Genomic DNA, 12,187 nt, shown 5'->3' with positions numbered 1-12,187 from the left:
GTACGTAGACGAAGGCATAAAGCGCGGTAGGTAGGCGAAAAATTTAGTGGAGGTTTCTCAAAACTGACGATACCTCAGGTAAACAGACCCTGAACGATCGTCAGTTTTTTAAATTTATCATGTACCACTTAAGTTTCTCTACGTACTGCTTTCCTACGTACCGCGCTTTATGCGCGGTATCTAGAACGATATTTAAGATGCCGCTGAGCATTTCTATAACAAGATCCCCTGGATACCGCGCATAAAGCGCGGTACGTAGACGAAGAAATTAAGCGCGGTAGGTAGGCGAAAAATTTAGTGGAGGTTTCTCAAAACTGACGTATCCAGGGGATCTTGCTATAGAAATGCTCAGCGGCATCTTAAAATATCGTTCTGGATACCGCGCATAAAGCGCGGTACGTAGACGAAGAAATTAAGCGCGGTAGGTAGGCGAAAAATTTAGTGGAGGTTTCTCAAAACTGACGATACCTCAGGTAAACAGACCCTGAACGATCGTCAGTTTTTTAAATTTATCATGTACCACTTAAGTTTCTCTACGTACTGCTTTAAATTTCTCTACGTACCGCGCTTTATGCCTGAGAGATGGTCACTTTTTGTGGCCATCTCTCAGGGACAAGCCGCGGGATGTAGGAATAAAGCTGGACTAGTTTTTCAGCGATGTGCATCAGATTAAGTTCATTGCACCTAGGCTACAATCATAAATCCGTGGCAATAGGATTAACACCAATATTAGGATTAATCCCACAATCATCGAGGATTTTAAGTAAATTATTCCCTTTTTTTGTTAATCGTTTAATACAATATTCTTCAAGATAACTTTTCAAAATGTATTCATAATCAGGGAGAGTTAAAATTTTAAGAATTTTCTCCGCCATTTCTAAATGTCGCTTGTTCGCGTAATTACATGCTTGAAATAAAACGCCCCCTAACATTGCCGCGATACTTGCTTTACGCACAGGGCTAGCCAAATAAAAGCGTTGGATGCATTCATCTATAGCTCGTTCTTTATCCCACGCTACCCACTCATTATAAAAGGCCATAGCAGAGTCCGAATTAAAAAAATTGCTTTTTTCCAATCCTTGAATCGCATAGGCAACTGCCACAATCGCTTGTATATTAGCCCAAGAACAATTGCCGCTTATTTGTGAACTAATCGGCATTTTTGCCAGCGGAACTAAACCTAATTGCTGATTGATCTGCTGGTGAAAATAACGTCTTGCTTGTTTTTTATAAAGAAAATTTTGTAAAAACCGCGCATTGAATGCCTCAGGAGAAGTAATTTTATAGATATTCACGCTTCCTTCCTGCAGACTATTTTCACCTCGATCAATTTTAGCCCACCATTGACCAAAGCGAATAAAACCCATGGCGTGGCCACGACTTGCTGCCGGAAGAATTAACATAGGCGCTTTTAATAATTCATTCAGCCGCTGCATGTGTTGTTTATCCAGAAAAGGCAAATGCTGATATTGCAAAAGCTCTTCTGCAAGCAAAAATGCATCCATAATGACATGGGCTAACGGAAAATACTCGCGCAAATGCCGGGTTGAATAACTGCTGATAAAACGCCTCAAGGCATCTCTTATTACTGCAACAGTAAATTCAAGAATGAACCCCTCATAGTCCAGTTCAATAAATTCACCCTTGGCATTGACTATATCTACATCACCTTGTAGTTCAAAACGATGCCCTATTAATTTGCCATTAATAAAATCAAGGGCAAAATCGAGTTTAGCTCCATTTTGATACAGTAAATGTTTGAGTGTTTCTTGATTACGCAATACAGGATAAACCAAAACAGAAAGTCCATTGCGCGTATAGGCGTTGGGGTCTGCACCATTATTTAATAACAATTGCGCCATCGTAACATCATTATTATCCACCGCCCAATGTAAAGGAGTCCGCCCTGTTACATCTGCTTTATTTACGTCAACTTTACGAGCAATTAATTGCTCAGCAATTTCAATTTGACGCGTAATCGCACATTCAATTAAAGGGGTAAAACCGTATTCATCAATGTCATCTAATGATTCTCCTGCTCGAAGGTAAGCTTCAAAATCAGGCATTCGATGACTGATTATGTCACTTGCTATTGTCATTAATAAGGACCTCTAGGTTTAGGGGTATTAGTGAATTTTGGCATATGACCTAAACGCAGTTGTTTTTCTTGTTCCTGATTGCGTCGTTCATTATCATATTCTCGTCGCGCCTCAGTATTTAATGGGGGCTCAGGGTTTAAAGGAGTATCCACCCCGTCAAAACGCTGACTATCTAATGCTGGATGTTGTAAAATATTATTTTGCAATTCCCCTTCAGGACCGGGCTGAGCCTCATAGTCAGAGTGTTCTCGCGCTTTCACTAATGCGATCCTCCGTTCCCCTTGCTGTTCGGCCAAACGTCTCTGTCGCTCCATAGCTTTAGTTTCAGCAACTAAAAAGGAAGAGCTTTTTTCGATGCGAGTTGGTTTCGGAAGATCCTGTGTTGTTTTGAGCAAAACATACACTGCGCCAGTGCCACCATCTTTAGGTTGTGCGCTGTGAAAAGCAGCAACCTCTATAATTTGCGGTAACCAGTGATTGATTAAATTCTTTAGTAGGGGGAGAGTATTTTTAGGACCATCTACACCATGAATAATGAGTACGCACTTTATATTATTTTTCACCTGCTTGCGAATGAATTTCAACAAGGAATTACGGGCACTCTCTGGCTCTAACCCAGAAAGGTCCAATTTTGCATCCCAGTGCATATATCCTGTTTTTAATTCATGATACCGTTTTGCAGAAACATTGGGAGTAACATAAGATAAAATACTACTCGCAAGAACCGGTTCTTCGATATCATCGGTTAAATAATATTCATTTAGCATATTTTCAAAAATCCAATCGTGTTAATCAAAGTATAACGTACGTTATAAAAAGTAGGAGGATTTTTTAGGGCCTATTTACAATTCTACCACCTTGTCCGCGGTCTTGATTTTCTGTGCTCCGATACCCACATACTTGTATATATGCTGCTTCGATGTGTGAAAATCAAGACCGCACGACATAATCTAGCGATTTTGAATAGGCCAGTAGAAATTAAAACTATAAATATTCTCGTTGTAGTATTTCAGCAATTTGCACGGCATTAGAGGCAGCACCTTTGCGAATATTATCTGCGACTACCCACAAATTTAGTCCATTTGGATGGGAAATATCTTGCCGGATTCGACCAACAAATACTTCATCATGGCCTATCGCATTTTTTATTGCAGTTGGATAACTTGCTTTACTCACATTATCCACCACTTTAACACCTGGAGCTTTAGAAAGAACGTGACGCGCCTCTTCAGCAGTCAAAGGTTTTTTTAGTTCCAAATGAATGGCTTCGGAGTGTCCATAAATAACGGGTACTCTAACCGCTGTAGGATTGACCATAATACTGTCATCTTCCATAATCTTACGGGTTTCCCACACCATTTTCATTTCTTCACGGGTATAACCATTCTCTTCAAATTGATCAATATGCGGGATTGCGTTAAACGCAATTTGCTGGGGATAAACGCTAACCTTGGCAGGTCGGCCATTCAAAAGATCCCCTACTTGTGAAACCAATTCACTAATGGCTTTTTTTCCAGTGCCCGAAACAGATTGATAGGTCGCGACATTAATACGAGTAATTCCTGCTGCATCATACAAAGGCTTCAGAGCAACTACCATTTGAATCGTAGAGCAATTGGGGTTGGCAATAATCCCTCTCTTTTTATATTCAGCAATACGATGTGGGTTAACTTCCGGAACAACCAGAGGAATATCCGCTTCATAACGAAAACAAGAACTATTATCGACAACCACACATCCGCTTGCAGCAGCCTTAGGCGCATATTCTTTAGATACAGAACCGCCTGCTGAGAATAAGGCAATATCAGCCTGACTAAAATCAAATTCGGCGAGGTCTAATACGTCCAATTGCTTATTTTTAAACGTTACCGTTTTTCCTACAGAACGAGAACTAGCTAATGGATAAAGAGTCTTTATAGGAAAATCTCGCTCTTCCAATACAGTTAAAAAAGTTTCACCAACTGCACCAGTGGCGCCAACTATGGCTACATTTAATTCTCTGCTCATTTTTACCTCTTCTATATTCTTAAGTATTTCCACTAAAGGGAAACATAATCTCATTATGTCCATCTTACGTACCGCGCTTTATGCGCGGTACCCAGAAGATCTGAGCCGTTTTCAGCGTCTATTTTCTTGTGCGTTCTATGGATACCGCGCATAAAGCGCGGCATGTAGGCATTTTTAGAAACAATTATTTATTGATTAATGCCTTATGTCTCAAATAATGATCCATCAACACTAAAGCCATCATTGCTTCGGCTATTGGCACCGCTCTGATCCCCACACAAGGATCATGCCGACCTTTAGTGATTACAGTCACTTCATCACCAAAAACATCGATCGTTTTTCCTGGAGTAGTTATACTCGATGTAGGTTTTAATGCAATACTGATCTCTATATTTTGCCCTGTAGAAATGCCCCCTAGTATTCCACCAGCATGGTTACTAAGAAAGCCTTGTCGTGACATTTGATCGCGATGTGCTGAACCTAACTGATTTACTGCTGAAAATCCTGCACCTACCTCAACACCTTTAACTGCATTAATAGACATCATCGCGTAAGCTAATGTTGCGTCCAGTTTATCAAACACAGGATCGCCCAATCCTACAGGTACATTTTTAGCGATTACCTTCACCCGAGCCCCTGCCGAATCTCCTTGCCTTCTTAAGCTCTCAATTGCATCAGCAAGATCCTGAATTTGAGTCGCATTGGGGCAGAAAAAAGGATTATTATTAATTTCTGCCTCATCTGCAAAGTGCAAAACCAAATCGCCCATTTGCTGTAAGTAACCCACTATTTCCAGGTTTAGATGTTGTTGTAAATACAAACGTGCAATTGCTCCAGCTGCTACACGTGCTGCGGTTTCCCGCGCAGAAGATCGACCGCCTCCACGATAATCTCGATGACCGTATTTATGATGATACGTAAAATCTGCATGTCCAGGACGAAATAAATTTTTGATTTCTTCATAATCCCGGGATCGTTGATCGGTATTATGAATTAACAAGGCAATAGGCGCACCTGTAGTTTTACCTTCAAAAACACCAGAAAGAATCTGGATCTTATCCTCTTCCCTGCGTTGTGTTGTGTATTTGGATTGTCCAGGTTTGCGTTTGTCCAGAAAGGGCTGGATGTCTTCTTCTCGCAGCTGCAGCCCTGGAGGGCAGCCGTCAACCACACAACCAATAGCCGGGCCATGGCTTTCCCCAAAAGTGGTTACTGCAAATAAAGCTCCAAATGTATTACCGGACATTAAAGTACTCTTCCAGTTGTTGCTTTGTTAATAAAAATACGCCATGCCCGCCATGACTCATTTCAAGCCAAGTGAAAGGGACATGAGGATAAGCCTCACATAAAGCTGTTTCACTATTCCCCACTTCCACAATCAAAATGCCGTGTTCATTTAAATAATCATGGGCATTATGGAGAATTGTTTCAACAATAGCCAACCCATTATTACTTGTTTCCAAAGCCAAAACAGGCTCATGACGAAACTCATCAGGTAACGTTTGCATTTCTTCCTTACCTACATAAGGAGGATTACTAACAATTAAATCATAGCCTAATTGAAGCACTTTCGAGAAACAATCTGATTCAATTAAAGTAAGTTGGTCCTCAACCCCTAATCGTTCACGATTAATTGCAGCCACCGCAAGTGCTTCACTGGAAATATCCACTGCATCAACCTCTGCTTCAGGAAAAGCATAGCAACACGCTATAGCGATGCATGCGCTGCCAGTACACAAGTCCAAAATACGATGTACTTTATTCGCATCACACCAGGGAGAAAATTCATGTTTGATGAGCTCGGCAATTGGCGAGCGAGGAATAAGAACACGTTCATCTACATAAAAGGGAATATCACAAAAATAGGCTTCTTTAATCAAATAGGGAACGGGTACCCGTTGATTGATGCGCTTTTCCAATTGCTGATGTAAATGTTTTTTTTCACTGGCCGTTAAACGTGCATTAAGCCAGTTTGGTTCTAAATCATAAGGCAAAAACAAGCTTCTCAGAATCAATGAATGCATATCATCCCAAGCATTATCGGTGCCATGACCATAATATAAATTCGCATTCATTGCACAGGACACACTAAAACGTAAAAAATCCAAAATTGTAACTAATTCTTCCATTTCTTTAAGTATATAATTGCTCATTGGATGTTAATTCTCACTCAGAAAGGTACAAATTGTACCCTATGTTAATCAACAAAAGTAGTAACCTTGGGCAGCATAGTATAACTCAAGGCTTCAAAACAGAAGTTTCGAATTCATTAGACTGGACGGATTCAAGTAACACTCGAAATTTAAGCAGAAAAATACTTATTCTACGGTCTACAGTGCTATTTAAAGGACTGTCATCCCTATATCGACCATGTCCAGGCTATTTGAAATCCCCGATCAAAGCTTTACTATTCAAGCATCCCAACAACCTGAGTTATACTTCAATTATCACTTAATCATTTCTAGTAAAAAATGGCTGATGATTTTCTAACCGACGAGGACAAAGCTTTATTTCGCGAATCCATGCGTTCGGTAAAACCATTAAATGAAAAAACAAAACGGGTAAAAGTTGAGACGCCCAAGCCTTCGATTCAGCCTAAAAAAGATAAATCCCTGGAAACCAAAGATAAAAAGGAATATTACTTATCGGATATGATTGTGGATACCGTTTTTTCTGAAACCATTCTATCGTATACCCACCCGAGTCTTTCCAACCAACAATTTAAAGCATTAAAACATGGGAAAATCCCATGGGAAGCCCGTTTGGATTTACATGGTTTAAAAAGTGAAAAAGCCCGTGATATCTTGTGCCATTTTATTCAAACTCAGGCAGAAAGCAGCAAAAAATGCCTACTCATTATTCATGGTAAAGGAGGCTACCTCGGTGCGCCTCCTGTGATTAAGAATTTATTGAATCGCTGGTTACCACAGATGGATGAAATCTTGGCATTTCATAGCGCTTTACCCAAGGATGGAGGAAGTGGGGCAGTTTATGTATTACTTAAAAGAAAGAGATAACTTGTTGGGCTTTGTTTCTGAGCTCAATTGAAAAATCAGGTATGCCCGCCTAAATACTAATGCCCAAAATCCAGTTTTTTAATTGCCAAACTGAACCATCGAGTGTACGATGTGAGACCTATAAGGTTTATTATTTATTAAAATGACGAAATATTATCATGCTACAAGTTCTGCGACACTTGTTGGGCTTAAAAAATCCCAATTTGTCTTATGTAGTTCTGATGTGTTAATTCGTCAATATGGCGTCGCGCCGATAGCGGGTGAAATTTCTTTAGGTGGCCACAGAGGATGCACGGTTAGTCCAGGCATCGCATTTGCCTCAGCAGAAGAAAATTTTTGGCCTGTAAATCAGCTTATTACTCAATATGGTACGTATGGTTGGAAAAAAAAATACCAGGATGAACTTCAGTTGGCAGAAGCGATCAAGACCATGGTTCACGGAAACTTAGTGAATCTTTGGGAAGTTATTATCCAAATCATGCGCGAAATTCATATGGGTGAACACATTAAGCTGAGTGAACAGGCAGTAGCGTTATTATGGGAACTGGTGGATAAAGGAGCTGATACGGTTAAAAAGCATTACATTCGCAATTACATTTTTACCCACTATCTAAAAGCAAATAGACTTGATGTTGAAGCACCACAAATTCAGGGCCCTTTTATGGATTTTGTACTTGAACATATCCCTCTTGATTTTCTAGACAGTCAGATCCAAGAGCAAAAGGAGTTTATTAAAAAAATTGATTCATTGTTTACAGAGTACTTATTGAGCAATAAATTAAGCACAGACTCTCATCAATTTTCAGAATATTTTCGCGTGTTGGATCCTGAAAGTGATGTAACTAAAAATAATTTTTCTGCTTATAAATTTGATACAGTCCTTATTGACCCTCAAAGAAAGGATTTCATTGACCATTACTTTTATAGTGAAGAACGTGTTGACCCCATCCGCTTAAGTATGGAAATAAAATATGCTTGTTCGCAAATTACCGAGAATATTGCGTTATTAAAGAAGGCTATTAAAGGCGATGTAATTGAATTTAACCAGCAAGAAAAGAAATTATGCACCGAAACTTTTCCGATTATTTTTATTTTGGAGGAACCCGATCCTTCAACAATAAAAAAAACAGCTTATGAATATAGGGTACATAATGAGTTAAAAATCGGTAGAGATATAAAGACTATCGCAACCAATCCAGAGCATAAGGCCGCTCTTGAAGAGTTTTTTGATAAGCATGGGGTTTGTGATCTGCAAATTATATCAACTACAGAGTTAAACTCTGGAGTAAAACCTAAAGTCTCCGAGTTTCGTTTTTTATCATCGCAACCTCTTAAGAGGGATGAGGATACTCCAAAGCGGGAGTTTAAGCTGCAACTTTAAATTGCGTTCGCCAGCCTTGAACATCAAACTCAAGTAATAAAGTTATTTATACCAACCATTATTGAAGTTTAAGCTATGCTTCGCGGCATCCACTACATTTAAATAATTCCCTTACTTGCGTTAAGACCTCATTCTGGGGATAATTCGTACATTCATAAAATATCAAGAGAGAACATGGAACACTTAGGTCAATTTATCATAAATCATTGGCAGCTATGGCTCACCCTCATTGTGATTTTAGTGCTCATCTTTATCAACGAGTTAGTCACTCAAAAAAAGAAAGCAAAAGAACTAACGCCCCAGGCTGCTGTTGATTTGATCAATAATGAAAATGCTGTAGTCATTGATTTGCGCGACAAAGAAGCCTTTAAACAAGGACATATCATTGATTCAATCAATGTTAAAAGCGAAGATTTTGAACAGCAAAAAATGGATAAGTATAAAAATGTTCCGATCATTTTGATCTCTGCACGATCTTCTGAAGCTCAAACCATTGCCAGCAAAATTCGCACTCAAGGTTACCAACCTCATATACTTAGTGGTGGAATTACTTCCTGGCAAAATGCAGAGTTACCCCTGGTTAAAGGATAATAAAATTATGGCTGAAGTAATTATCTACAGTACTGCCTATTGCCCATACTGTTTCAAAGCCAAGGAGTTATTACAACAGAAGCAGACTTCATTTACGGAAATTCGTATTGATTTACAACCGGAATTACGTGAGGAAATGATCACTAAAAGCGGCAGACGTACGGTACCGCAAATTTTCATTAATGGCCAACATATTGGTGGCTGCGATGATTTATATGCCCTGGATGCACAGGGAGAACTCGACCCATTACTAAGAGGATAGCAATATTATGAGCGAACAAGCAAACCCAGCACAACAAGATCAAAATGAAACTCAATTCATGATTCAAAGAATTTATACAAAAGACTTGTCTTTTGAAACGCCTAATACACCTGCAGTATTTCAACAACAATGGGAACCTGAACTGAATCTTGAAATCAACACCAGCAGCACAAAACTGGAAGCAGGCGTTTATGAAGTTGTATTGACAGTAACTACTACTGTAAGCAACAAAAAAACTACGGCATTTCTTGTGGAAGTAAAACAAGCAGGTATTTTCACTATTCAAGGCGCTCCAGAAAATCAATTGGATCATTTATTAAATAGTTTCTGCCCCAATATTTTGTTCCCTTATGCTCGGGAAGCCATTACTTCGCAAGTAATTCGCGGCAGTTTCCCACAGCTGGTATTGGCCCCAATTAATTTCGATGCGTTATACATGCAACAAATTGCAGAAAAACAAAAAGAAGGTCAATCTTAGGAAAGTATGGATTAAAATAGCATAGCCTGGAAAAGCAAATCCAGCTGCCATTAAACTAAGGATCCTAATCTTATCACTCCGTCCCGCGACTTGTTCGCGGGACATAGATAGATCTGATTTTCTCACTTAATAGTGATGTGCTTACGAACTAATTCCCTATTTAAGAGCATAAAATGAACAAAAAAAATGTTGCTATATTAGGTGCCGGCTCTTGGGGCACTGCAGTTGCAATTCATCTCGCCAAAGTAGGGCATCATGTTTTACTCTGGGGGCATGATCCGCAGCATGTTGCTCTTATGAAGGAAAAAAAAACAAACTCACGCTATTTACCTGATATTGATTTTCCCAAAACACTGGAACCCACAGCTCATTTTGAACAATGTACCGACGAAGCCGATTACATCATTATTGCCGTACCCTCCCATGCATTTGCAACAACCATTGCCAAAATAAAAAATACACCTCGTGGCTTAACCTGGCTGACCAAAGGAATTGATCCACAAAGTCATCTACTACTCAGTGATTTAGTGGGTCAAATTTTTGGTTCTACTTTTCCCCAGGCAATTCTTTCAGGACCATCATTCGCCAAAGAAGTGGCACACTTTCTCCCTACTGCAGTAACTCTAGCCTCTAATGATCCAGAATATCAAAAAGAAATTCGTGAATTGCTTCACCATAATACTCTTCGAGTTTACTTGAGTGAGGACCTTATTGGTGTCCAGATTTGTGGTGCGATTAAAAATGTTTTGGCAATTGGATGTGGTATCAGTGATGGTTTGGGTTATGGAGCGAATGCCAAAGCAGCATTAATCACCAGAGGGTTAGCAGAAATGGAACGCCTGGGACTTGCTTTGGGAGCTCGAGCAGAGACCTTCCTTGGCTTGGCTGGTGTAGGTGATTTAGTATTAACCTGTACTGATGATCAATCACGAAACCGCCGTTTTGGTTTACTTCTAGGGAATAATATCAGCATCCCCGAAGCAGAAAAGCAAATTGGCCAAGTAGTAGAAGGAAAATATAATGCATCACAAGTCTGCTTTATCGCCAAACAACATCAAGTAGAAATGCCTATCTGTGAGCAAATTAACTCCTTGTTGCAAGGAAAAATTAGTCCAAAACAGGTCGTTCAAAATCTAATGAGCCGCCCACCTAAGGAAGAGTAACTCCATATTACGAAAATATCGTATGAAGGAAGCACTGGGGTAATTTGAAGCCTTCGATGTATTGCCGTTATTTAAGAAATACATCACTAGATTCCTACGTCCCGCGGCTTGTCCCTGAGAGATGGTCACAAAAAGTGACCATCTCTCAGGCATAAAGCGCGGTACGTAGGAAAGCAGTACGTAGAGAAACTTAAGTGGTACATGATAAATTTAAAAAACTGACGATCGTTCAGGGCTTGTCCGCGGGATCTATAAATGGTTGCAATAAACTGGATCCCGTGGACAAGCCGTGGGACGTAGGAATAAAGAATAATGAAAAAAATAACGCCTCTTAGGAAGCCCTGTGACTCATGGAAGTTTTATTTAGGGCTTCACATCTACAAGTTCGATATTATCCAATGCCAATCGTTCGCCCAAAAATATCTCGCCTACAATCTGGAAACGTTTGATTGAATCAGTTACTAAATAGGCTACTTTACTACTTAAGGAAGGAACGTCATTCAACAAATCCTGTTTTTCGAGCAGCTGATGCAGTGCCAGTGCAGTTGCATGTGCTGAATCAACTACAGTAACCCCTTGAGGTAATAATTTGTTTAATAAAGGCTTAAATACCGGGAAGTGTGTACATCCCAAAAGAACCGTATCTTCGTTAGTAAAACCATCCAGATAATGCTTTAATGCTTCGCGAGCCACTTGATTGGTCACCATTCCCTCTTCTGCCAAAGCAACCAAAACGCTGCATGCTCGAGTATTAATGATTGCCTGCGGCAAGTGTTGGGTAATGAGCTGCTGGTACGCATTTGATGCAATGGTTGTTTCAGTCGCCAAAACAATAATGCGATTGTTTTCAGTCGCTGCAACTGCAGCTGCAGCACCAGGAGCCACCACCCCAAGCACCGGCATATCAGGCAACATTTCTTGCAAATAGGGCAATGCTGCTGTCGTTGCGGTATTACAAGCAATCACCAATGCTTTAATTCGTCGCTCTACCAGCAATTTTGCCATTTGCATGGCATATTGTTTTACTGTATCCGGACTTTTAGTGCCGTAAGGAAGTCGAGCAGTATCCCCCAAATAGATAAATGATTCGTGCGGCAACCCCTCCCGCAAAGCACGCAGAACAGTCAGGCCGCCCATCCCTGAGTCAAATACACCAATTGCCAATTGGTTTGAGTTCAATTGTATAACC

Annotated in this window: 12 protein-coding genes; 6 read left to right on the top strand and 6 right to left on the bottom strand. The window is 40.0% G+C overall.

Annotated elements, in window-relative coordinates; genetic code table 11:
- Positions 1 to 695: 695 nt before the first annotated feature.
- The 5 genes from ankH to prmB all read right to left on the bottom strand — a co-directional run bounded on the left by ankH (position 696) and on the right by prmB (position 6,259).
- Positions 696 to 2,099: a Dot/Icm T4SS effector AnkH/LegA3 gene (gene ankH, locus LXO92_RS05475; protein WP_182351735.1), complete on the bottom strand. Its 1,404-nt coding sequence runs from the start codon at positions 2,097 to 2,099 to the stop codon at positions 696 to 698.
- Positions 2,099 to 2,866, bottom strand: a complete 768-nt coding sequence (locus LXO92_RS05470; RefSeq protein WP_232890531.1) for a Smr/MutS family protein — start codon at positions 2,864 to 2,866, stop codon at positions 2,099 to 2,101. Before LXO92_RS05470 ends, ankH begins: the two co-directional genes overlap by 1 nt.
- Positions 2,867 to 3,083: 217 nt before the next feature.
- Positions 3,084 to 4,106 carry an aspartate-semialdehyde dehydrogenase gene (locus tag LXO92_RS05465; protein ID WP_232890530.1) on the bottom strand — a complete coding sequence of 341 codons (1,023 nt, stop codon included), beginning with the start codon at positions 4,104 to 4,106 and terminating at the stop codon, positions 3,084 to 3,086.
- A gap of 184 nt (positions 4,107 to 4,290) precedes the next feature.
- A complete protein-coding gene (gene aroC / locus LXO92_RS05460) occupies positions 4,291 to 5,352 on the bottom strand; it encodes a chorismate synthase (protein WP_232890529.1) in 1,062 nt (353 codons plus the stop codon).
- Positions 5,342 to 6,259: a 50S ribosomal protein L3 N(5)-glutamine methyltransferase gene (prmB, locus tag LXO92_RS05455; protein ID WP_232890528.1), complete on the bottom strand. Its 918-nt coding sequence runs from the start codon at positions 6,257 to 6,259 to the stop codon at positions 5,342 to 5,344. The genes aroC and prmB overlap by 11 nt, the downstream gene beginning before the upstream one ends.
- Positions 6,260 to 6,577: 318 nt before the next feature.
- On the opposite strand from prmB, the gene LXO92_RS05450 reads away from it, so the two are divergent.
- From LXO92_RS05450 to LXO92_RS05425, 6 genes are all read left to right on the top strand, one after another.
- Positions 6,578 to 7,123, top strand: coding sequence for a Smr/MutS family protein (locus tag LXO92_RS05450; protein ID WP_232890527.1), 546 nt, complete (start codon positions 6,578 to 6,580; stop codon positions 7,121 to 7,123).
- Between the two features lie 142 nt (positions 7,124 to 7,265).
- Entirely contained in the window at positions 7,266 to 8,504 is a 1,239-nt protein-coding gene (locus LXO92_RS05445; protein WP_232890526.1) for a hypothetical protein, read from the top strand.
- A gap of 174 nt (positions 8,505 to 8,678) precedes the next feature.
- Positions 8,679 to 9,095, top strand: coding sequence for a rhodanese-like domain-containing protein (locus LXO92_RS05440; RefSeq protein WP_232890525.1), 417 nt, complete (start codon positions 8,679 to 8,681; stop codon positions 9,093 to 9,095).
- 7 nt (positions 9,096 to 9,102) lie between these two features.
- Positions 9,103 to 9,357, top strand: a complete 255-nt coding sequence (gene grxC / locus LXO92_RS05435; protein WP_182351727.1) for a glutaredoxin 3 — start codon at positions 9,103 to 9,105, stop codon at positions 9,355 to 9,357.
- A gap of 7 nt (positions 9,358 to 9,364) precedes the next feature.
- Complete coding sequence (secB, locus tag LXO92_RS05430) at positions 9,365 to 9,835, top strand: protein-export chaperone SecB (RefSeq protein ID WP_182351726.1); 471 nt, start codon at positions 9,365 to 9,367, stop codon at positions 9,833 to 9,835.
- A 173-nt stretch (positions 9,836 to 10,008) separates the two neighbouring features.
- A complete protein-coding gene (locus LXO92_RS05425; RefSeq protein ID WP_182351725.1) occupies positions 10,009 to 10,998 on the top strand; it encodes an NAD(P)H-dependent glycerol-3-phosphate dehydrogenase in 990 nt (329 codons plus the stop codon).
- Between the two features lie 363 nt (positions 10,999 to 11,361).
- Here the strand turns inward: LXO92_RS05425 and murI are convergent, their stop codons facing one another.
- Positions 11,362 to 12,177, bottom strand: a complete 816-nt coding sequence (murI, locus tag LXO92_RS05420; RefSeq protein WP_182351724.1) for a glutamate racemase — start codon at positions 12,175 to 12,177, stop codon at positions 11,362 to 11,364.
- Between the last annotated feature and the right edge of the window lie 10 nt (positions 12,178 to 12,187).

The organism is Legionella resiliens (assembly GCF_021344005.1).
GTDB classification, from domain to species: domain Bacteria; phylum Pseudomonadota; class Gammaproteobacteria; order Legionellales; family Legionellaceae; genus Legionella; species Legionella resiliens.
The sequence above is the reverse complement of the archived record's forward strand: the minus strand, read 5'-3'. Positions and strand labels throughout refer to the sequence as shown.